General features: G+C 29.0%; 25 protein-coding genes and 2 pseudogenes. 7 read left to right on the top strand and 20 right to left on the bottom strand.

Annotated features, from left to right (window positions below):
* Window positions 1-130: 130 nt before the first annotated feature.
* Window positions 131-1123: an IS110 family RNA-guided transposase gene (locus tag AC0L4B_RS17020; protein WP_473437958.1), complete on the top strand. Its 993-nt coding sequence runs from the start codon at window positions 131-133 to the stop codon at window positions 1121-1123.
* Between the two features lie 177 nt (window positions 1124-1300).
* Here the strand turns inward: AC0L4B_RS17020 and AC0L4B_RS17015 are convergent, their stop codons facing one another.
* From AC0L4B_RS17015 to AC0L4B_RS17005, 3 genes are all read right to left on the bottom strand, one after another.
* Window positions 1301-1849: a hypothetical protein gene (locus AC0L4B_RS17015; protein WP_473437957.1), complete on the bottom strand. Its 549-nt coding sequence runs from the start codon at window positions 1847-1849 to the stop codon at window positions 1301-1303.
* A 227-nt stretch (window positions 1850-2076) separates the two neighbouring features.
* Window positions 2077-2673 (bottom strand): hypothetical protein, encoded by a 597-nt coding sequence (locus tag AC0L4B_RS17010; protein WP_473437956.1) that lies wholly within the window; start codon window positions 2671-2673, stop codon window positions 2077-2079.
* Window positions 2674-2828: 155 nt separating this feature from the next.
* A complete protein-coding gene (locus AC0L4B_RS17005) occupies window positions 2829-3446 on the bottom strand; it encodes a hypothetical protein (protein ID WP_473437955.1) in 618 nt (205 codons plus the stop codon).
* Window positions 3447-3735: 289 nt separating this feature from the next.
* Between AC0L4B_RS17005 and AC0L4B_RS17000 the strand changes: the two are divergent.
* Window positions 3736-4037: pseudogene (locus tag AC0L4B_RS17000) on the top strand (transposase); the annotation flags it as partial.
* A 169-nt stretch (window positions 4038-4206) separates the two neighbouring features.
* Here AC0L4B_RS17000 and AC0L4B_RS16995 read toward each other — a convergent pair.
* The 3 genes from AC0L4B_RS16995 to AC0L4B_RS16985 form a co-directional block, all read right to left on the bottom strand.
* Window positions 4207-5112, bottom strand: a complete 906-nt coding sequence (locus tag AC0L4B_RS16995) for an SH3 domain-containing protein (protein ID WP_473437954.1) — start codon at window positions 5110-5112, stop codon at window positions 4207-4209.
* Window positions 5113-5352: 240 nt separating this feature from the next.
* Window positions 5353-6003 carry a hypothetical protein gene (locus AC0L4B_RS16990; protein ID WP_473437953.1) on the bottom strand — a complete coding sequence of 217 codons (651 nt, stop codon included), beginning with the start codon at window positions 6001-6003 and terminating at the stop codon, window positions 5353-5355.
* A gap of 383 nt (window positions 6004-6386) precedes the next feature.
* Window positions 6387-6806: a winged helix-turn-helix transcriptional regulator gene (locus tag AC0L4B_RS16985; RefSeq protein WP_473437952.1), complete on the bottom strand. Its 420-nt coding sequence runs from the start codon at window positions 6804-6806 to the stop codon at window positions 6387-6389.
* 134 nt (window positions 6807-6940) lie between these two features.
* On the opposite strand from AC0L4B_RS16985, the gene AC0L4B_RS16980 reads away from it, so the two are divergent.
* Window positions 6941-7957 carry an SDR family oxidoreductase gene (locus AC0L4B_RS16980; protein WP_473437951.1) on the top strand — a complete coding sequence of 339 codons (1017 nt, stop codon included), beginning with the start codon at window positions 6941-6943 and terminating at the stop codon, window positions 7955-7957.
* 166 nt (window positions 7958-8123) lie between these two features.
* Here AC0L4B_RS16980 and AC0L4B_RS16975 read toward each other — a convergent pair whose 3' ends face one another.
* From AC0L4B_RS16975 to AC0L4B_RS16945, 7 genes are all read right to left on the bottom strand, one after another.
* Window positions 8124-8711, bottom strand: coding sequence for a hypothetical protein (locus AC0L4B_RS16975; protein WP_473437950.1), 588 nt, complete (start codon window positions 8709-8711; stop codon window positions 8124-8126).
* Window positions 8712-8894: 183 nt separating this feature from the next.
* Window positions 8895-9659 carry a YoaK family protein gene (locus AC0L4B_RS16970; protein WP_473437949.1) on the bottom strand — a complete coding sequence of 255 codons (765 nt, stop codon included), beginning with the start codon at window positions 9657-9659 and terminating at the stop codon, window positions 8895-8897.
* Window positions 9660-9933: 274 nt separating this feature from the next.
* Entirely contained in the window at window positions 9934-10764 is an 831-nt protein-coding gene (locus AC0L4B_RS16965; protein WP_473437948.1) for a hypothetical protein, read from the bottom strand.
* Between the two features lie 384 nt (window positions 10765-11148).
* The gene (locus AC0L4B_RS16960) at window positions 11149-12282 is read right to left on the bottom strand and encodes a polysaccharide deacetylase family protein (protein WP_473437947.1); all 1134 of its coding nucleotides are present in this window, start codon (window positions 12280-12282) and stop codon (window positions 11149-11151) included.
* Entirely contained in the window at window positions 12282-12776 is a 495-nt protein-coding gene (locus tag AC0L4B_RS16955) for a tetratricopeptide repeat protein (protein ID WP_473437946.1), read from the bottom strand. The genes AC0L4B_RS16960 and AC0L4B_RS16955 overlap by 1 nt, the downstream gene beginning before the upstream one ends.
* Before the next feature lie 8 nt (window positions 12777-12784).
* Complete coding sequence (locus tag AC0L4B_RS16950) at window positions 12785-13447, bottom strand: hypothetical protein (RefSeq protein ID WP_473437945.1); 663 nt, start codon at window positions 13445-13447, stop codon at window positions 12785-12787.
* A gap of 700 nt (window positions 13448-14147) precedes the next feature.
* The gene (locus AC0L4B_RS16945; protein WP_473437944.1) at window positions 14148-14573 is read right to left on the bottom strand and encodes a hypothetical protein; all 426 of its coding nucleotides are present in this window, start codon (window positions 14571-14573) and stop codon (window positions 14148-14150) included.
* 161 nt (window positions 14574-14734) lie between these two features.
* Between AC0L4B_RS16945 and AC0L4B_RS16940 the strand changes: the two genes are divergently transcribed.
* Window positions 14735-15352 carry a class I SAM-dependent methyltransferase gene (locus tag AC0L4B_RS16940; protein ID WP_473437943.1) on the top strand — a complete coding sequence of 206 codons (618 nt, stop codon included), beginning with the start codon at window positions 14735-14737 and terminating at the stop codon, window positions 15350-15352.
* 67 nt (window positions 15353-15419) lie between these two features.
* Here AC0L4B_RS16940 and AC0L4B_RS16935 read toward each other — a convergent pair whose 3' ends face one another.
* From AC0L4B_RS16935 to AC0L4B_RS16925, 3 genes are read right to left on the bottom strand one after another with little or no spacing between them, the layout of a single operon-like run.
* Window positions 15420-16628: a peptidylprolyl isomerase gene (locus AC0L4B_RS16935; RefSeq protein WP_473437942.1), complete on the bottom strand. Its 1209-nt coding sequence runs from the start codon at window positions 16626-16628 to the stop codon at window positions 15420-15422.
* Window positions 16629-16645: 17 nt separating this feature from the next.
* Window positions 16646-17191 (bottom strand): gliding motility-associated peptidyl-prolyl isomerase GldI, encoded by a 546-nt coding sequence (gldI, locus tag AC0L4B_RS16930; protein ID WP_473437941.1) that lies wholly within the window; start codon window positions 17189-17191, stop codon window positions 16646-16648.
* Window positions 17181-18200, bottom strand: a complete 1020-nt coding sequence (locus AC0L4B_RS16925) for a DHH family phosphoesterase (RefSeq protein ID WP_473437940.1) — start codon at window positions 18198-18200, stop codon at window positions 17181-17183. Before AC0L4B_RS16925 ends, gldI begins: the two co-directional genes overlap by 11 nt.
* Before the next feature lie 141 nt (window positions 18201-18341).
* Between AC0L4B_RS16925 and AC0L4B_RS16920 the strand changes: the two genes are divergently transcribed.
* Window positions 18342-18761 carry a nucleoside-diphosphate kinase gene (locus AC0L4B_RS16920; protein WP_028290520.1) on the top strand — a complete coding sequence of 140 codons (420 nt, stop codon included), beginning with the start codon at window positions 18342-18344 and terminating at the stop codon, window positions 18759-18761.
* A 170-nt stretch (window positions 18762-18931) separates the two neighbouring features.
* Here the strand turns inward: AC0L4B_RS16920 and AC0L4B_RS16915 are convergent, their stop codons facing one another.
* From AC0L4B_RS16915 to recF, 4 genes and pseudogenes are all read right to left on the bottom strand, one after another.
* A complete protein-coding gene (locus AC0L4B_RS16915) occupies window positions 18932-19123 on the bottom strand; it encodes a cold-shock protein (protein ID WP_028281616.1) in 192 nt (63 codons plus the stop codon).
* Between the two features lie 108 nt (window positions 19124-19231).
* The gene (locus tag AC0L4B_RS16910; protein ID WP_473437939.1) at window positions 19232-19528 is read right to left on the bottom strand and encodes a DciA family protein; all 297 of its coding nucleotides are present in this window, start codon (window positions 19526-19528) and stop codon (window positions 19232-19234) included.
* A gap of 3 nt (window positions 19529-19531) precedes the next feature.
* Entirely contained in the window at window positions 19532-19945 is a 414-nt protein-coding gene (locus AC0L4B_RS16905; protein ID WP_473437938.1) for a lipocalin family protein, read from the bottom strand.
* 1 nt (window position 19946) lies between these two features.
* A pseudogene (gene recF / locus AC0L4B_RS16900) lies at window positions 19947-21025 on the bottom strand (DNA replication/repair protein RecF).
* A gap of 134 nt (window positions 21026-21159) precedes the next feature.
* Between recF and AC0L4B_RS16895 the strand changes: the two are divergent.
* Both AC0L4B_RS16895 and ribH read left to right on the top strand, forming a co-directional pair.
* Window positions 21160-21936, top strand: coding sequence for a tetratricopeptide repeat protein (locus AC0L4B_RS16895; RefSeq protein ID WP_473439463.1), 777 nt, complete (start codon window positions 21160-21162; stop codon window positions 21934-21936).
* Between the two features lie 8 nt (window positions 21937-21944).
* Window positions 21945-22424 (top strand): 6,7-dimethyl-8-ribityllumazine synthase, encoded by a 480-nt coding sequence (ribH, locus tag AC0L4B_RS16890; protein ID WP_473437937.1) that lies wholly within the window; start codon window positions 21945-21947, stop codon window positions 22422-22424.
* The last annotated feature ends 44 nt before the right edge of the window (window positions 22425-22468 follow it).

Below are 22468 nucleotides of genomic sequence, written 5' to 3'. Positions count from 1 at the left end.
TAGGTCCATGACACGTACCAGTCCTCTCTTTCTATAAAGTTGCAAAGAACCATTTGGAATACTAGAAGTATTATCTCCCGATAAAGGAAGTAGTTAAAGCAACATAATTATTAACTGTAATTGTAAAAATATGAAAAATTATGAAGAAGTTGTAGGAATCGATGTTTCAAAGACAACATTAGATGCTTATTGTTACCAAAGTGAAGTACACAAAGTGTTTGTAAATGATTTAACAGGCTATAAAAGTCTTATAAAATGGGTTTTAAAGCAAGCCAAAGGAAGGTCTTTATTTTATTGTTTTGAGAATACTGGTTATTACTCGTTAAAACTGGCTCTTTATTTAAGCAATCAATCAATTGTTTATGTAGAAGAGAGTCCATTAAAAATCAAGCGCTCTTCAGGAATAGTTAAAGAAAAGACGGATAAATTAGATGCTCAGCTAATCGCACGATACGCATGGTTATATAGAGAAGAGTTAGCGCCAAGCAGTGTCAAGAGTAATTCACAATTAGAATTAGGTAGATTGTTAGCCTTGCGCGACCAAATAGTTAGAAATAATGCAGGACTTAAGGGGACTTTAAAAGAAATGAAAATGCTTTTATCTAGCCCAACAACAGATTTAGGTTGTATTAGTTTAAAACGCAGTATAGACTATTTAACCAAGCAAGTAACCAGTGTTGAAGCACGAATAAAAGAAATTATATCAGAGAACGAATCGATGAATACAAACTATAAATTATTAAGTAGTTTAAAAGGAATAGGTTTGGTAGTGGCATGTCAATTAATATATCACACCGGTAATTTTACCCGTTTTGATAATTGGCGAGCATTTTCAAGTTATTGTGGTACCGCACCCTATGAACATCGCTCAGGGACAAGCATCCATAGACGAAAACAATGTCATTATTTAGGAGATAGAAAAATGAAAAGTCTATTGAGTATGGCAGCGGTATCAGCTATACAACACGATAGTGAGTTGCGTTTATATTACAAACGAAAATTAGCTGAGGGTAAAAAAACTATGATTGCAGTCAACAATGTTCGAAATAAATTAATAGCAAGAGCTTTTGCTGTGGTAAAGAGAGGAACACCTTATGTGGTTCTTGATCAATATGCAGCTTAAAAAAAATGTTTTTTTATTAGGATTTGATCTTGGAATACGTGTATGGTTAGTTGCGTGGTTAAGCAACTAAATTAGCAAACTTTTACGAACCTGTGAATATTCCGCAGGAATATTCGCAAGTAGGGAAGAACCTAGCAATTAATTATACACGGTGTTGTGTGTAGTTTTTATTCTATATTATATTTTTATTCTTTGCTTTAATTCAGAAAGTTCTATCCCAATCTGTATGTCTTTTGTAACTAATTTTAAATATCCTGTAATCGAATCATCATTTTTTATTAAAAAACAGAGGTTATCTGCTCTCTTAAAAAAAATAGCAGAGTCGTATTTAACTTCTTCGATTTCTCCTTTTTCAATTCTTTCGTAAACAATTATTTCTGTTAGCTTGGATGTCGCACCTAAAAGAAGTGAACTAAAATTCGGATAGTGGATAAGCGAGTTTTTTAGTTTTGGGTCTTTCTTTGTTTTTATGTCAGCTGGTTTTTTCTCAATTCTTGCGTTTAATTCGAAATAATTAATTCCCTCTTTTTGAGTATCTGACCATTCATTTGTAATTATCAAATATTCCTCACGGCTTATATTTATTGATATTGTTGTAGTCAAAATAAAATCAGTTCGTACATCCAATTGAAAATTTCCAGATTTAATTGATTGTACTGATTTGTTGAGCATATAATTCAACGCTTGTTCACTTTTTGAGTCTAATTTTTTTATGATTTTGTTCATTCAGTTTAAGTTGCTCAAATTACACACAACGTTGAGTGTATGGTTAGTGCGGGAATAGAAAGTCCCAAGACTTTCAATTTAGCACGAAGGCAAACCATTTTGTTTGTCTTTAAATTATTTTTACTGAAGTCGAATCAAAATGATTTGACGACAATGTAAAAATACACAAAACTTTTGATAAAACAGAAAACCCCGCATTAACTATACACATTGTTAGCACCTGCCTTTTATTCATCATAAGTGTCATTCTCTTGAAGAGGAAATATTTCCCACTCAAATTCCGTTAATATACTTTTTTCATATTTGTCATTTTCCTCGTGGTATAAATGTCCGTGTGGTGCTGGAAAAGAAAAATTTTGTTCCTTGTATTTATTATTAATTAATCGAGTTCTATATTTTTCGATGCTTCCATAAGCAAATATTACATTATGTTGGTCATAAACAAATAATCCATTATTTTCAATTGTTCCAATCCAAATATGGTGTCTTGAATCAGTTTCAAAGTATTCTTGATACTTATTTAAGAATTCAGTTAATTCGTTTTTAGTTTCAAAAATTGGGGATTGATATCTTCCTCTTTCTTGTTCTATTCTTGAAACAACTAAAACATACAAAACATAAAAGGGCGGTTGCAAGTCTTCCAGTAAATCACATAAAAGTTCAATTTGGTTTTTACTTGCTGAAATTTTTATAGAATTATCAGATTGTTCAAATATTTTTCCATAATCAAATTCAATTTCAGGAGTATCTAAATCTCCGGCAACAAATTTCACTAATCTTTTAGATTCTGTTTTATTAGATTTAAATATTCGACTTAGTTTCATTTTTTTTGTTGGTTGGTGCTAACGTGTTTGTATATGGTTTGTTGCGTGGTTTTAGCACTAAAGTAAGCAAATAAAAACCGAATAGAAAATCCGAGAGGATTTTCGTAAGTAGGCTAGAACTAGCAATAAATTATATACGGTGTTACCAAACGTAATTATTCAATTTTTAATTTCTTTATTATACTTTCCAGCGCTAAGGTTTGTTTTTCAGTTAATTTTCCTTTTTTCTCACAACTCGATTTTAAAGAATTCACGAAAGTTTTGTCAAACCAAGATTTGTCCTCTGCCCATTTTAAAACAAGATTTATTCTCGTAAAATTCGAATTCGATTCATAACTCGTGAAGTCAATTAGTTTCTGATTTATTCTTTCTCTAATAGCTAATTGTTTGTCCGATAATTTCCTCTTTCTAATTGTGTCAGAATAGAATTTATAATCAAATTCCGTTAAAACATTCTTTTTTCTTAAATATTCCAAAACTTCAGGACTCATACTTTTGGATTTGTCTATTTTTAGTTTTTTAATTGATGTGAAAATTTTATTTCCATCTTCGATTCCTAAAAATTTATTTACGCAACAATTCCCAACTTCCGTTTCGTTTTTGTTGTCACTATTTTTTATGACACAAACATTTTTAATTGGATAATGTCCACAAAGGCATCTTTGTAATTCTTCGCTATAATAAGCGTATTCAAAATTCCATTCAAGTTTTGCGCTACTCCAAATGTCAGAATTACTTAATTTAATAATTTCCTCTGTCAATTTATAGTGCATTTTCCGGTCGGTTTTTTATGTTTGGTAACTGGTTATATGACAACTAATATAGTTGTTTTTGGGGTTATATTTCCCGTTATGACAACTTTTTATAACTCATATCAAATAATTGTCATTTTATTATTGCTGTATTATTGATAGCTAAACTATAATAATGCGCTTGCAAATGCAATACGTATAACTACGTATTTTTATTAAAAAAAGCAATCCGATTACTTTTATATGACTTTAGTAATTGTACGTTTTAAGATGCATTTAATTTTTAATCCAACTATTTCAGGAAAATTAATTATATGGTTACGCTAGTTCAACACCAGTGATTTAGCAAAGTGGGAATAGCGTAAAAGGACGTTCGCGAATTGGTAAAATAAGAAATTAAATGCTTCGAAATTTATTATTTATGTGCAGTTTTAATGCCTGTAAATATAACTATGCTTGAAAAGCAATATACGATCGATTAGTAGCTAAAGGGAAGAGTAAAAATTAGTCTTAAAAGCGGTTTGTAATACACTATTAAAACAGGCTTTTGCTATGGCAAAATCAGGAGTAAGTTATGATTATAATTACAGAAGGACTTTATTGAAAAATTAATACGTTTTCTTATACCACATAACGTGTAACGAATTTCATTCCGATTTAATAAATGATATTTGAGGTTAGTATAAAAAAATGACATAGTCAAGTGGGTTGTTAATTTGTGGTTTAGCTAATTAAAAGTAAATTAGATAAGTGTGTTTTAGTTGTTTTTGTTTGATGCTTTTTATTTACAAAGACAATCTGTATTAGTTAATTCAACTCTGTTCCCTTTTTTTATATCTAATGTGCTTTTTTCTAATTTAAAATTAATGAAGTCAATTAGATAAGTTTCATAAATTTCTTTTTCTTCACTCCAAACTGACGTAAAGTATGTCTCGTTTTGATAAAACCAATCTCCCAAAGGTATTTCTAATTCTTTTTTTAAGCGAACTTGTTTATTTTTTAAATCATAAATAGTTAAACCACCAATATCTGATTTCCAGTTGGATACCAGGTATTGATTATTTTTTGTTATAAAATATTCTCCTCCTTCATATTTTAATATTTTACCAGTGGTATCGATGATAATAATTTCTCCATTATAGTCACCAAATTTTGAAAGAATAAATAAATCTGATAGATTTTGATTTTCAGAAAAAGTTATTCCATAACTACCACCAACCGGTTCAATGTCATTATAATATGTTTCATCTATTAATTTATTTGTCTTACAGGTTCTTATTAAAGCTTTACAGTAAAATTTATAATTAACGTTTTGAGGTTTTAACTGAAATACAGAAATGTTGATATTATTAAGTGAATATTCAAATAATGAAATATCTACTTTATTATTTAAAATTTTTCCTTGATGATAATATCCTTCCTTAAAGAATGAAATTCTACTTTTATGTACGTATCCAATGATTCCTGATTTTGATTCTACTATCCACCAGTTTGAAGACCTGTCTTCAAAAAAATTAAAGGATTCATTTTCAGTCAACGTTCCTATTAGATCACTTTTACTTGATTTTTTTAATCTAATATTTACAAAACCATCTTTATCATTTATAATACCAATTTTTGAATGACAAAACCCTTGTGCTGATGTTAGTAATAAAAATAATAATAATATTTCTTTAATTTTTTTCATAATGTGTACAACTTTAAGCTAACGTAATTCCGTTTTAACACATTATTTTATGCGTTAACCGAAGTGAATTTTAAAGAAATAGAGACTCAAAATAAGTGATTAATTTGTCAAGTACATTTGATTTGTCTTTTTTAATCTAAAGCCCAAATCAAAAGATTTGGTAGTATTAATTAATAATTCAACGTTACATCTTAAGCACCAAAATCTGTATTTATTTGTAGTTATTGTTAGTTGTGGTTTTTATTTGATAATTATAGAACCAATTAAAAGAATTATTTGAACAATAATTAATATCCAGAATAACTTTAAAGATGGTTTTGTGGTTTCAGTTATAAAATTATTAAACTTGCTAGTTAATATATTTGATATATTTAAGTTTTCATCTTGAAAATTAATTTCGTCAAGTTTTATTTTATTAAACCCAAAATTTATAATCTTACGTTGTAATTTAGATGTATCATTGTCATTTTTTGTTAGCTGTAATATTTTAGCTTTTAAAATAGCTTTATCAGTAAGATCTTTTTTCCATCCTTCTTTTTCTGTTAATTTTTTAGTTACATTTTCTACTTTCGACGAAATATAATTTCCAGCTTTTGCTTTCCATAATAGATATATTGCATTTTGAACAGAAATTTTATTTGCAATTATAAAATAGATAGCAATGAAAACTGGAGATCCAAAAATAAGTATAAAGGCAAATATATTTGTTGTGATTAGTCCAGTAAATAAACCTATAATACTTCCATGACCACCACCAGCTAGTTCGATATTTCCATACAAAGCTATAAGGAATGTTATTAAGGTTACTATAGTTCCAAATGCAAAAATAAAAAGCCATTTAAGAGCTGTTTTTCCACTAATTTTTACTGCTATTTTAAAGTTTTCTTTCATTGTTTTCTTTTCGTTTATAATACTGTCAACGTATAGAGGGTATCATTCTGTTTTAATAAATTATATTAACGTTAACCGAAGTTAATTTAAAAAATGAGAAACTCAAAGTTGATTATTAATTTCTTACTTAAGTAAGTCAAGTTATATGTGATCTACTATTTTAGTTATTATACAGAACGTTTGTCTTGTAAATGTTAAATGAGGTGTAAAAACGTAATTAGTATATATCTTGAGATTGTATTAATTTATTTGTTTAACGGTTTAGTATATGATTTCGTTACGTGTTTGAGATTTAAATATACCAAATAAATCACAGATAGAATGTCCGCAAGGGCTTTTGTAAGTAGGCTTGAACTAGCAATAAATTATATATAGTGTTGTAGCTAGTTATTTTTCTTGTAATTTTCTATTATATTTTCAATAAACTTTTCTTTGTTATCTCTTATCATTTCTATCTGTTCTCCTGAATATAAATCTGAATGAAATTCTCGTAGGTTATTATCGCTCCAAATTATTAATTCTACAATTAATGGTGTAAGTGCAATTCCCTTTTCTGTTAATGTGTATATGTTTGTTTTTTTGTTTTCAGGAAGTTTTCCCTTTATTATAATTTTAAATTCCTCAAGCATTTTTAATCTCGTGGACAATATATTTGTTGCGATAGCTTCTTCACTCTCAATAAAATCTTTAAATGTTTTTTTATTTTCAGTTAGCATTTGCTTAATAATAACTAAAGACCACTTATCTCCAATAATATCAATTGCACTAGTAATTGGGCAGTCGCATCTAAATTTATGTTCCATTTTTAATTTTGTATTACTTTAAAATTATTTTGTAAAAATACATTTTTTTATTTATTGCTTGCAAAACAAAAGTAATATATTATATTTGCTTGCGATTTGCAAGTAATAATTTGATGTAAATAAAATATAATAAAATGAAAAAAGTATTAGTAACGGGAATTTCAGGATATGTTGGTCTACACGCAGCGGTAGAATTATTAAAAAATGGATATGCAGTCAAAGGTTCAGTTAGGAATTTATCCAAAAGAGACGAGTTAACACGAGCAATTCGTAGAGAAGTTGAGCCCAAAGGTAATTTAGAATTTTGTGAACTTAATCTTTTAAAAGATGAAGGTTGGAGGGAAGCAATGCAGGATTGTGACTATGTTTTACATATCGCCTCACCTTATGTGGCAAGTGAGCCTAATGATGAAAACGAGCTGATAAAACCTGCTATTGAAGGTACACAACGTGCTTTAAATTTTGCTAAAAACGCAGGTGTGAAACGAGTAGTTTTAACCTCTTCTATGGTAGCCATGTTTGGTGATGCAAATAAGTCATTAAACATAAAACAAGATACTTGGACTAACCCAAATGCTAAAAATATGTCTGCCTATGTAAAAAGTAAAACACTTGCAGAAAAGAGTGCTTGGGATTTTATAGAAACTCAAAAAGGGGATAACAAGTTAGAACTGGTTGTTATTAATCCAGGTCCAATTTGGGGACCAACCTTGTCTGATAAACTTTCTGGTGAATCGATGAATATTGTAAAAGATATGATAACTGGTAAAATGCCAATGCTTGCCAAAGTGCGTATTAATATGTCAGATGTAAGAGATATTGCCAATATCCATGTTAAGGCTTTAGAGAATGAGAAGGCTAATGGACAACGATTTGTTGTTGCAACTGAAAATCCATATTCGTTTAAAGAAATGGCTCAAATCTTAAAATCAAATGGAAATGATAAAGTAAGCACTTTAGAAGGTCCAAATTTCTTATTAAAATTTATGTCTAATTTTAATAGCGATTTAAAAGGTATGAAGCCTTTTATTGGAAACACTTATGACGCAGATGTTAGCAAAACAAAGGAAGTGTTTAATTGGAAGCCGATTTCTTTTGAAAAGTCGATTTTAGACACAGTTCAATCAGTAAAACAACGATTAAACAAATAGTTGTTTTTCAATTATCACTCGAATTTCAATTAAAGTTCGAGTGATTTTTTAATTGGATACAACGGTTCATATATGAGTATTTGCAGATCTCTAATCACAAACTCTTCGGTTTGTACTGATCTTTTTTATATCTAATCTTTCGTTTTATCACTTAAAACGTTATTACTTATACAGTGTGTTGTAGCACGTTTTTATTGTTTTCTTTTAATAAAATTAAGCTAAAACCAATTAGAGTTATCGCGTATCCAAAAACCAGTCGGTAAGGCAATGGGATTATATGCCATAAAATAAGATTGGCTATAAAAACTAAAATTATTCCCAGTTTACCCTTTTTTATATAATTTAAACTTAAAATTAGTAATCCTAGGTTGAAAATTTTTGAGCTTGGACCTATAGTCATAAATGGTTTCCAAATGGACGGAACTTGAGAGATATGATTAGTGAATTCATTTCGCATTTCTGCATTCGGAAAACTCCACCAAATAATATCCAACACACACATTCCGATAATACAAACAATTCCAATTAATGTTAAGGGTATTCCTATCAGACTATAGATTTTTTTAGGAAAATTTACTACCTGTGGAATCAATAAAGCCACACCGATTAATAAAAACCAATGAGCAAAATCAATAGGTTCTTGTTTATACACAAAATCATTGCCTTTTGCTAATATTAGTTCTCCTATTAAGAAGAAAACAAGTCCAACTAGAAAAAGTATTCTATTGGTTATGTCAATTTTTTTATCTGTCATAAATTTCGTTATGTCAAATGTGCTACAACGTATAACGAATATTACTCAATTTCAATGAATTATATTCGATGTTAAACGAAGTTAGTAGAAAAAAAGGACAAAGTCAAATGTGGGATTTAACTCATTTAAATTATGTCGTTAATGTTAAAATCCATAAGATTTGAGTATTTATTATTAAAGATATTATTGCCAATAAAAAGCTTTTGAATTAAGCTTTTTTCTTTGTTTATATTTTCTGTTTACTCGGATTAACTTATATCTTAAATCGTCGTAAAATAGACTTGTTAATAAAATTACAGCACCAATAATTAGAGTGTTTAATTTTAGGTCTAAAGTTGAGTAAAAATAGCCACCAATTATTCCTCCAAGAAAGAAAAAACAGATAATATACATACGTAGTTTTATAGTCGATTTTATTTTTTCTTTATTTGGTTTGTATTTACGAAAAAACAGTTGTGATAGCTCAATCCCTAAGTCGGTAAATAGTCCTGTTAGGTGTGTTGTTCTTACAACAGCATCCGAAATTTTTGTTACAAAAGAGTTTTGAATACCCATTGCAAAAAGTAGTATGCAAACTATTATATCAGGATGTTTAATATTTGTATAATTACTTGTAATAGCGATTGATAATAAAAGGAGACATTCAATTATTGTTGGTAAAACAAAAACATTAAGTTTTTTGTTTTCGTTAAATTTTTCAATTAAAAAACTTGATAAAAAAGCACCAAATAGAAAGAAGAGTATGTATAAAAAATAGATGGTTCCTTTCCAGAAATTAAAATGAGCAACATCATTAATAAATAACGCAAAATGCCCTGTTACGTTAGTAGTTAGTTGCTTAAATTTTAAAAAGCCTGTTACATTTACAATCCCAGCCACAAAGGATAAAATTGTAGCAATACGCAGATTGTGTTTTAAAGTTCTGCTTTTGCCTTGATGTCTAAACATTATTTTTGGTTGTATTTAGATGATTCATTTCTTGCTTAAGTAAGTCAAGTTGCATTTGATCAATTATTTTAGTTACTACAGGACGTTTGTCTTAGAAATGTTAAATGAGGTGTGAAAACGTAATAAGATATATCTTAAGATTGTATTATTTTATTCGTTTAACGGTTTTGTATAAGATTAGTTGCGTGGTTTGTATGCGAGGGTTTTCCGAAGGAAAATCAGATGTTACAAACACGCAACAACCTTTGATTAAGCACTAAAACCGCAATTATTTTTATACGGTGTTGTACAACGTAATTTTTAATTCGGTTATTTTTCTATCAAAAAAGTCATAAATAAATATCTCATCAAAATTTGATTCAAAAGGTTTTTCTGTAATGTCAGAATCGAAAAATGAATAATCAGATGATTTTTCAACTCCTCCAATGACTAATAGCAACCAAATCTCATCAAGATTTTCATTTGAGTAACTTTTTAATTTATTCTCTTTTGTTTTAATTTTTTCTTCAACAACTTTTCGTTCTAAGTTTCCAACAATTGTAGTTTCTCCTTTGTAAATGCTAATTTCAGACATTGGTCTTTTCTTGATAGCTTTTACATATTTCTGTTCTATTTGCTGACCTTTAATCAGAACAATTATTTCTTTCTTGAGAGCTTCTCTATTTTTCTTTTTTAAAGATAAATTCTCATCGATTAATTCTACACGATAGAGTCCGCAAAGAGATTTTTCCTCACTTTTTAATTCGGATTTAATTTGCTCAAAAAGTGATTTTAAAATTCCCTCTTTTTCTTTTTCATTCTGGCGAATTACTAAATCTTTTAATTCGACACCAATATTTAGTTCATTTTGTTTTATTATAAAATCAGGACTCTCACTTAATGCGTCTTCAATTATTAAACTTGAATCAAAATAATGTATAAAATTCCCAATGTCAATAATTTCTTTACGTTTTTGTTTTTTTTCAATTTTTGATTGTGAACTCTTTTCTAAAATATCTAACCAAGGATTTATTTTTGAAAGCACAACTTTCCTATCTTCTTGAAGTTTTTTACTTTGTTCAAGAAGTAATTCAATGAGATTCGGATTATCTGCTTGTATTCCCATTCAGTTTGGTTATGTTGCACAACGTATAACGAATATCATTCCATTTTAATGAATTATATTCGAAGTTAAACGAAGTTAGTAGAAAAAGATGACAAAGTCAAATTGGTTGTTTATTTGTAGTTACACTTATTATTGAATGAAAAAGGGAGATTTTAAAATTATACTTTTTTAATCCAGTCATTAACTGTTGATGAGTAACGGAGTGGTGTTTGCGTGGTAAGCTATGTGTAAGTTTTACTAAAATTTTTAGTTTAAAAGGTTAGTTATAACACCTAATTATTATATTGTTGTTGAGCACAATACTTAAACTAAATTTTAAATATAACATAGTACAATGTTGGGATTGTACTATGTTATTATGAGGTATCAAAATGTCTTTGTTAATTATTTAGAGCTATTAAAGATTGAAAATTCATTAGGTTTTATCCAATTTATATCTGAGTTTTTAAAGTAGGTATAAACAATTGGAGTTACTTTTTGAGCTTTGGAGTGTATATCATGAAACAATAGGATCCCTTTTCTCCATAATAACATTAATTTTATTTGTCTGTTAGCTACTTGTTCGACAGTTAATTTCGAGCTCCAATCTCTAGAATCAATATTCCAATATAAAATTTTAGATTTTTTAGATGTAAAATAATCAACTATCTCTTGGTTTCTTTGTCCATAAGGAGGTCTAAAATAAATTAATTTATTAGCGGATGGGAAAATAGCTTGAATTAGATCATTAGTATGATTAATAGAGGTTTTCCATTCGGCATATTTTTGATGAGGTTTGTGTGTTTTTCCATGAGAAAATACTAGATTTTTATTGTATAAAGTTTTAATAGACTCTACAGAGGTTTCTTTTAATCTTTTTGTTAGATTATCTCCTAGGACAAAAAATATTCCTGATAAATTATATTTATCTAATACTTTAATTAGTTTATCTGTATTACCATTTGTTTTTGTAGGACCATCATCAAAAGTTAATAGAAATTTTTTGTCTTCAAAATTGTGTCCTTGAATTTCATTATCTGAAAAGGTTAAAATTTCACTAGTAATTGTAGGGAATAAAGCTGCTAGTCTAATTTGTTCTTTTACATAATTGGTATAAAACACTTTAGTTTCATTATACCAATTTAAAAAATGCTTGGGTAAATTGGTTTTTAAATTTACATTAGATAATGTTTTCCATGAATTTTCCTTTTGTATAACTACGATCTCTTTTAAAGATTGACTTGAAAGATTATTAAAATTGGTTAAAATTCTTTTTTTAGTTTCTTTTTTCCAAAGGTTAATAGAGCTTTTGTTTATGTTTTTAACCTTTATTTTAGAAGCTAGATCTACTGTAGACAACGTATCAATAGAGTTAAAGACTTCTATAAATACTAACATTTCACATTTTGAAGCAATATCAAAATCATTACCAGAATTTAATTCTAATGGCCAATTAGTATTGCCTATATTGTTTTTTTCTGCAAAGGAGTAGGAGAAAATCAAAAAAGGTAGGTAACATAAAAATAGAAGTTTTTTCATTATTGTAACTTAATGTTCATTCTTGAAATCCCTTCTGTATAAGCTCTGTGTTCTCTATTTTGTTTGGCATTTTTATAGTTTTCTAAAGCATCAGCCCATTGTCCTTTCTTTTCGTAAATTTTTGCAATGTTGTAATATGAACTTGCTCTAACAATGTGTGCTTTACTTCCGTTTGCTAAATCAATAGCTTTTCTATTAGCCCATAACGCTTCAGCTTCTCTATTCAGTTTTTGAAAAGCTAATCCTAAATTACTATATGCTTGTCCGTTATTATTATTAAATTCTATGGCGCTCTGATATAAAGAAACCGCACTTTCTAAATTACCAGAATGATATTCTTGTTCTCCTTTTTTATTTAATTTTAATGATTCACTTTTATCATAATCTGACACTATTAAATTTTGTCCATCAAATCTATAGTTTCTTAAAATACTGCGTACTCCTTCCCAAGTAGTTGCATTTTTAAAATCACCAACATCTACGATATTACCCATTTCATCAATTAAAAACGGAATCCAAACGGTTCCTTTTTTTCTCTAGGTATTTCATAAGTTTTAATAAGCGTATTTCCTATATATATAAATACTTTTGCTCCACTTATATTAGAAATATTTTCATTGTTAATTGAGTTTCTGTCTGAGTAGTTGTGTACCGCATAAACATATTTTTTTCCATGCTCTTTTTTAGTTATGGTAATAGTTTCTGGTCCGTAACCATCTGTGTCATCTACATCTAAATTTGCTTGAGAAGCATCTTTATCATGATAACAAACATACCCTCCTTCATAAGATAAATGAGAGTCAATATCTTCAGGTGAATTATTCCAATTTAATACAATTCTCATACCATCTAATTCTGACATTGTTGGACTAATTGCATATGTTAACCCGTCGCATAAACATTTAGTTACTAGTGCAGAATAGCCTTGTTTTTTTATTATTACTAAAACATTTTTGTCATTTCTATATTCAACAGGGATTGTAACTTTTCCGTTACTATTAGTATACTGAGTTATTGATGTTTCTCCATTTTTTTGAAAAATAACTTTAGCACCTTCTATGGCTTTGTCTTTTATGGTTGCACTTAAAACTAATATTTCAGTTGAAGACTGTGCAAAAATTAATGTGTTAAAGAGTAATAATGCTAGAATTAATATTTTTTTCATGATAGTTATGTGTTTTAAAATCTACAACAAATAGGGTTTAGTGTTAATCAGTAATACTAGAAGTTAAACGAAGTTAATTTAAAAATACATAAACACAAAGTAGATGATTAATTTCTTGCTTAAGTAAGTCAAGTTGCATTTGATCAACTATTTTAGTTACTACAGGACGTTTGTCTTAGAAATGTTAAATGAGGTGTGAAAACGTATTAAGATATATCTTAAGATTGTATTATTTTATTCGTTTAACCTATAACGTATATCATTCTTTTTTAATGAATTATATTCGAAGTTAAACGAAGTTAGTAGAAAAAAATGACAAAGTCAACCTCTGTATTAATTTGTACTATTATTAGAGGTTCGATAAAGTCAAGTCGTTAAATTTTAAAAATTTAAAATGTATACTCAACAAAATTTTGTTGATCAAACAGGTTAGGGTTAGTAACTAGTTTAAGGTATTTATTTTTGGTTGTATTTAATTAGTATTTTTTTAATTTTTCTGCTCCGTTATTATCAAATGAAAAATCTGATGGTTTTAGATTATAATTTTTAGAAAGCCATTCAAAAAATAATTGATATTTTTTTCTTCTTGGCAAGTCATATGTTGTGTATCCATCAAATTCTCCATCAGTAATTTTTTTTAATATATAATTAGACTGTAAAGCCAGTCGTGTTTTTTTATCATTGAGAGTAGTTAGATATGCTATTTCAATTTAACACCATTTCCTCCGTATAAATACACTGCTATGGCACTAAATTCATCTTGTATTACTTGTCGTTTAATCCCGTATTTTTTTCCGGAGTCTTTTAAGTTGTTTTTTAATTGGTTGTTTAATCTTATAGCTACTATTGCTGTTATTATTAATGCAAAAACAAGTATGCCTACAATAGATATTTCGATTGTTTTAATAGAATTATATGTGTCATAATCATAGGTTTTTCCTGCTATAAAAACATTGTGTATTAAAATTAAAACAGGAAATATTATAAAACTCATTTTAGCATAAGCTTCAATATTAGCAGATTTAGCATATAAGTTTAATTGATCTGTTAATAATTGCTTGGGTAATTTCTCTGTTATTTCTAACTTTTCTTCTTCAGTTTGGTTTTGTTGTTCAATTGTATTCATAGCTTTGGTCGGTCGTTATTAATAATTAAAATATATAAATATGATCTTTTAATTATGAGTGTTTAAATTTATTTTTGGTAATATAGTGTAAATCGAAATATTAATATTTTAGTGTGAAGTTAAAAAAGAAAAATAAACAGCCTTGGCCAACTAAAAAAGCAATGGAACAAGTATATGATTTAAAACTTTGGGGAGATAACCAAGCTCCGTTTTATTCTGGAGAAGGGTCTCATGATCCAGAAATAATTACTCCATATTTACAAGTTGTTAGCACATTTTTAAAATCTTTTAAAACACCAATAGAGGTTTGCGATTTAGGTTGTGGAGATTTTAATATAGGGAAACATTTAGTTCCTTTTACAAGGATATATCATGCAATAGATATTGTTGAAAATTTAATAGATTATAATAAGTCTAATTATAAAACTGAACATTTAAATTTTAAATGTTTGGATATTGCAGTTGATGAATTACCAGATGGCGATTGTGCTATTATTAGACAAGTTTTACAGCATTTATCTAATGCAGAGGTTAAAAATGTACTTAGTAAATTAGTGAAGTATAAATACCTTATTTTAACTGAACATCTCCCAAATACGACGTTTGTACCAAACTTAGATATTATTTCTGGTCAAGGGATTAGAATAAAAAAGAAGAGTGGTTTAAATATTTTAGAAGCACCTTTTAATTTTAAAGTCACGTCAGAAAAACGACTAATGTCACATGTTTTAAAAAATAACAAAGGGCTTATTGTAACCACTTTATATCAAGTTTTTTAATTATTTGTCTATACTTTAAAGCAAAAAAAGCACTCCGTAGAGTGCTTTTTTATATTTTGATGTTGTTTTATTTTTTATCTAAACCAACTAATTCTATATCAAAAATTAAGTTAGCATTTGGTGGTACTGGACCACGTCCAGCAGCTCCATAACCTAAATAACTTGGTACAAATATTCTGGCTTTATCACCAATATCCATATTTAACATCGCTTCTCTAAATCCTGGAACTAGGGTAGCAGACTCGTTGTATGGCATTGCAAATGCATTATATGCACCTTGCTTTTCAGCATCTTCATTGTAGTTGTTGTATTTTTTAGCGTCTTCTACTATTGTAGAAAAGAAAAAACTTCCATCTTCAAAAAGACCAGTACAGTCAATTAAAACACGATCAGAAGGTTTAGGTTTAACACCATCTGCTTTAGCATCTAATATCATAACCATTCCTGTAGGAAACTCTTTAACTTCTCCAGGGAAATCAGCATGCTTTTTAATAAAGTTAGCAGCTGCTTCTTTTGACTGTTCTTTAATACGCTCTAATTCTTTTGCTTTAAGCTCTTCCAATTTTTGCGGTAATAATGGTTCTTGTTCTGTAAATACTTTAGCTGCATCAAATGCTTTAGCTGCATCACCTTTACGTATTATATTTAATTTTTGAATCACAACATCTTCTAAAGGTTTGTTTTTAGGATTAACAGCAACATTAGAGATACTGTCTTGTACTTCTAATCCTTTAACTAATTCTCCAAATACAGAATGACAACTTACGCGACCATTACAGTTTTTTAAACTACCATCTGCATAAAAACCATCAAGGTTTTGTTTTGGTACCTCTGTTATAAAAAATTGACTTCCGTTTGTATTGTAACCACCAGAATTAGCCATAGATAAAATTCCTGCTTTGTCATGACTTAAACTTGTGTCAAACTCGCTAAAAAATTTGTATCCAGCGCTTCCCATTCCTGTTCCTGTTGGGTCACCACCTTGTATCATAAATTTATCCATCACACGATGAAAAATAATGCCATCATAAAAAGGTTTTCCTTTTAAGCTATCTGCTAATTTTGGATGTGTCCCTTCTGCTAATCCAACAAAGTTAGCGACTACAACAGGTACTTTTTCATAAAATAATTTAGCAACCATTGTCCCTTTATTTGTAACAAACTCTGCGTAAAGACCGTCTTCTAAATCTTGGTGTTTTTCTTGACAAGAGCTACTTGTTAAACTGACCATTAAGGCAATAAATAATAATTTCATTGTGTTAATTAATTTGTTCATTTGTTTTGGGTTTATATCTATTCTTTTTGGTAAATCGAAAATACAGAAACTTCACAAATTATAGGGATGTTAGTTCCTATTTTATTTTCATCTCCATAATAACCATATGCTTTTTGTGACGGAAAAATAAAAGTTGCACTCTCGCCAGCTTTCATTAATTTTAATCCTTCGCGAAGACCAGAAAATAGCTCTTCTTGATCCATTACATACTTTTGTACTTTAAGCTCTTCTTTGCTGTATATAGTCGTTCCTTTTAAATCTTTAACATTGTAGCTATACACGATTTTATCTCCAAAATTGGGTGTAGATAAGCTGTCGCTTTCAATTTTAGTGCTAAAGTAATACCAAAAGCCATTACCAGATATTTGATAGTTTTTTTCTGGTTGTTGGGCTATTATGGCTTTAATAGCTTTAGTTTGTTTTTGATTTAAAGATTTATTTCTTTCAATAGATTCGTCTATAAAAGAGCCACTACTAACTGTTACTGGTTTTCTAGCTTCAGGAGATTTGCATCCTAAAACAGTACAAACTATAATAACTAATATAACTAAACTATGCTTCATGTAATGCTGTGTTGTATTGTGGTAAGATACTAATAAATTTTTCAACAGTTTTAGCAATATTTACATCGCTTTTTCCTCCTGCAGCATTAGTGTGTCCTCCACCTTGGAAGTGCGCTCTTGACATTTCGTTTACCGAAAAATCTCCTTTTGATCTCAGAGATATTTTTATAATCCCTTGTTGTAAATCTTCAATAAATATAGCAGCTAAGACCACGTTATTTAAAGATAATGCATAGTTTACAAAACCTTCTGTATCTCCTTTTTTGTAATCAAATTGTTGTAATTCTTTTTGAGACAAAGTGATAAACGCAGCTCTAGATTCTGGTATTACTTTAAGATTACTTAAAGCACAACCTAAAAGTTGTAGTCTATTGTAGCTATTAGTGTCAAAAACTTGATTGTGTATAAAAGTGTTGTCTGCACCTTTATCTATTAAGTTGGCAATAATCCTATGTGTAGCACTGGTTGTAGATCTAAATCTAAACGAACCAGTATCTGTCATAATACCAACATAAATGGCTGTAGCAATATTACTGTCAATAACTTGTAAACCGTCTAAATACTCTATAAAATTATAAATCATCTCACAAGTGCTACTCATGCTAACATCACTATATGTGTATTTAGCATAATCATCAGGTTGTTGATGATGATCTATCATAATTTTTAATGCTTGGCTATTAGTTAACACATCAACCATGTCTCCAGCACGATGGAACGCGTTGAAGTCTAGAGTAAAAATAATATCAGCTTCAGCTATTTTTTGTTCGCTATCTTCTTTTTGACTGTCGTATTTTAATATTAAATCTTGACCAGGAATCCATTTTAAAAAATCCGGATAATCATTAGGGACAATAACAGTCGCTAGATGATTAGTTTTTGTTAAATAATGAAATAAAGCCAAACTAGAACCTATAGCATCTCCATCAGGATTTTTATGGCTTACAATTACAATTTTTTTAGGTGTTGCCAATAACTGATTAATGGCTGTAATGTCTTGTTTTGTCATAGCCAACGAAGATACAATTTTTTAATATTGGATTGTATTGTTTTTCTTAATAAATGGCGTACTTTTGCACAAAATTAACAGCCACTTTTTACAAGTATAGTGGTTGTAATTAATCACATTAGATAACATTAAAATTAAAAAATGGCAACTAACAGAACATTTACAATGCTTAAGCCTGACTCTGTTGAAAAAGGGTACATTGGCGCAATCTTAGAAAAAATTAACGCTTCAGGTTTTAGAATCGTTGCAATGAAGTTAACACAAATGACTAAGCAAGATGCTGAAGCATTTTATGCTGTACATAACGAAAGACCTTTCTTTGGTGAGTTAGTAGAGTACATGACACGTGGACCTATTGTTGCTGCTATTTTAGAAAAAGATAATGCAGTTGAAGATTTTAGAACTTTAATTGGTGCTACTAATCCTGATGATGCAGCAGAAGGTACTATCCGTAAATTATATGCAGCTTCTATTGGAGAAAATGCAGTACACGGAAGTGATAGTGATGAGAATGCAGCTATTGAAGGTGCTTTCCATTTTTCTGGACGTGAAATGTTTTAAGTATAAAACACTATAGATTATATAAAAAAATCCAGCGTATGCTGGATTTTTTTGTTTTAACATTACTCAGAAATAAATTTAAAAGTAATTGAGTAATAATGTGTGCCACGAAAAAAGCCTTTCCAATTGGAAAGGCTTTTTTTGTAATGGTTTAAATAGAAAATATATAATTATACTACTTTTACATTTACTGCGTTCATTCCTTTTCTTCCTTCTTGTAAATCGAATTCTACAACATCACCTTCACGAACTTCGTCGATAAGTCCAGAGATGTGTACGAAATGGTCTTTGTCTGATCCTTCTTCAGTTATAAAACCGAATCCTTTTGAATCATTGAAAAATTTTACTGTGCCTTGAGCCATTGTAATAAAAAAATTTGTTAATAATAGTGTCAAAGATAGAATTAATAATATTAACTAAACGTTATTTTTAAATTATTTCAAAAAAATATTTAGTTTTTCTATTTTTAATTATCTCAAAACCAGTTTTTTAATAATTTCCTTTCCTAATTCTTCATTTAGCATGGTAATTATCTTTTGATTACCATAACTTAATTCTTCTCTTAAAGCACTAGAACTTAGTTGTATATAAAGGATGTCTTTTTTAAGCTCAATTGCAGTGGTGTAATTGTTAATTCCGTTGCCCATTAACTTCGACCAAGCGTCTCTAACATTAACTTTGTCTAGTCCTTTTTCAAGTTTATTTTCGGTAACAAAATCTTGTAATGCTTCAGATATGTTAAGTAAATTGTTGCTGCGTTTTGCCATGTTTTAATCTAATGTAATTGGTGTGTAGCGTTTGTATAAATACAAATCTTTATTTTGGTTAATGACGTGTAATTTGTCCTCGCTTGCTTTTAATATCGTTTCTTTCCATTTAGCAAATGGAGTAGTGTAATATAAATTTAGACTATCGTTTTCAATTTTAAATAAAAATTGTTCTTGACTTTTTGAAGTTTGGTAAGTGCCTCCAAAATTAGGTTTTAGTTTTTTTCTAAATCCAACCGAGTCGTTACTTATTTCAATATAATCAATAGTCTCGTTAATTGTGTATTGTTTTTTTGTGCCATCCTTAAGGATCACCTCTTCAATCTCCCAATATCCAGTAATGTGTTGTTTAAATTGTTCGGGATTATTGCTACAACTAAGTATAAGTAATAATATTATATAGATGGATTTTTTCATGTTAAAGTTTAAAAATTTCATAGGATTGATGCACTTGTTTTACTGCGTTTTCGGTACGTTCTGCATGTGTATCGCTTATAAAAATCTGACCAAAATTTTCGTCATTTACAAGTTTTATAATTTGTGCGACACGTGTTTCATCTAACTTATCAAAAATGTCATCCAATAATAATATAGGGTTATCACCACTTAGTGCCTTAATACTATCAAATTGTGCTAATTTTAATGCTATTAAAAACGATTTTTGTTGGCCTTGACTACCAAATTTTTTAATAGGATAGTCTCCAATATTAAACTCTAAGTCATCTTTATGTATACCAACACTAGTATATTGTAGCGCTTTATCTTTATTAATGGATTTTCTTAGTAATTGCTCTAAATCGTTTGTAAATAAATCACTTTTGTAGTTTAAGCTAACTTCTTCGTTATTATTACTTATAGCTTTATGACGAGCTTTAAATAACGGGATAAAGTCTTCTAAAAATTGTTTACGTTTTTCAAAAATTTCGGTACCATATAATTGTAATTGTTGGTTGTAAACCTCAATAGTGTCGTTGTTATAAGTGTGATTTGCAGCAAAATATTTTAATAACGAATTACGTTGCGAAAGTATCTTGTTGTAATTAATAAGGCTACTTAAATAATTTTTATCACTTTGGCTAATTACGCTATCTATAAACTTACGCCTTGTGTCACTACCTTCAATAATTAAATCTCTATCTGCTGGACTTATTATAACTAAAGGTAAAAAGCCTATATGATCACTAAATTTGTCATAAGCTTTAGTGTTACGTTTGATAACTTTTTTTGTCCTTTTTTTAGACTAACAACTATGTTTTCGGTTTTATTATCTTTATGATATTCACCATTTATAACAAAAAACTCTTCGTTATATTTAATGTTCTGCGATGCGACAGGGTTAAAGTAGCTTTTACCAAAGGATAAATGATAGATTGCATCCAATACATTGGTTTTTCCGACACCATTATTACCTACCAAACAGTTAATAGTCTCATTAAATGCAAAGGTTTTTGAGTCAAAATTTTTGTAGTTTAATAGTGATAAAGACTTTAAAATCATAGAGTTATTTCTAAAAGGGAAGGCTTTTAATGTGGTGGCCTTTTAAGGATGTGCAAATTATTGAAAAATATCAAATAAATAACCTTTTATTTCTGAAGAAAAATTATATTTTTGTGCGCATTAATAAAATTAATATGGCAACTTACAAGAAAAGAGGATACAAACCAAAAACAAAAGTAGAAAAGGAAATTGAGGTTGAAGACACATCGTCATCAACAACAGCTGAGGTTTTTGATACTTTAGATGAATCTGCTAATAAAGCAGAAGAATTTGTTGAGAAAAATCAGAAAAATATTTTTATTATCATTGGTGCTGTAGCAGCTGTAGCATTGCTATATTTAGGATATAAACAATTTGTTGTTAAACCTAATCAAGGTGAAGCAATGAATGAAATGTACCAAGCACAAAAATTCTTTAACGATGCTGTAACAGCAACAGTTGGACAGGACTCTTTATACACGTTGTCTTTAAAAGGAGGAGAAGGTAAATTAGGTATGGTCGATATAGCTGACCAATACAGTGGTACTGCTGCAGGAAATTTAGCTAACTATTATGCAGGAATGGCATATTTAAATACTAAAGATTACCAAAATGCTATCACATATCTTGATAAGTTTGAGAGTGATGACGAAACTTTAGCTCCTATGGCTAAAGGTGCAATTGGTGATGCCTTTATGCAATTAACAGAAGCAGAAAATGCTTTAGATTATTATATAGAAGCTGCTAACTTACGTCAAAACGAGTTTACTGCTCCAACATATTTATTTAAAGCTGGTATTACTGCTTTAAATTTAAACCAAGCATCAAAAGCATTAGATTTATTTAATAAAATAAAAGACAATTACCCAAGCTCACCTGAAGCAACTCAAGCAGAAGTGTTTATTGGTAAAGCTAAGGCAATGTCTAACTAATACATACTATGGCAACAACAAATTTATCAGCATACGATAAAGCAACAATCCCAAACGGAGAGCAATTTCGGTTTGGGATTGTTGTTTCTGAATGGAACGAAAAAATCACTCAAGGTTTATTAGAAGGTGCCAAAAGCACATTAATAAAACATGGTGTAAATGAAGATAACATAGCTATTTGGGATGTTCCAGGAAGTTATGAGCTAATTTATGGTTGTAAAAAAATGCAGAACCAAATGGTAGATGCAGTTATAGCAATAGGTAGCGTAGTGCAAGGTGAAACAAAACATTTTGATTTTGTTTGTGAAGCTGTAGCACAAGGTATTAAAGACCTAAATGTTATAGATGAGACACCTGTTATTTTTTGCCTATTAACCGATAATACGATGCAACAAGCTATTGATAGATCTGGAGGTAAACTTGGTAACAAAGGTGTTGAAGCAGCAGTTGCAGCATTAAAAATGGCCCAATTACGTAGTAATGCTTAAGGACTGTTAACAATTTTTAGCATTCTTAACCTATAGCTTTATAG

It is taken from the genome of Olleya sp. NP1-10 (genome assembly GCF_055804415.1).
The sequence above is the reverse complement of the archived record's forward strand: the minus strand, read 5'-3'. Positions and strand labels throughout refer to the sequence as shown.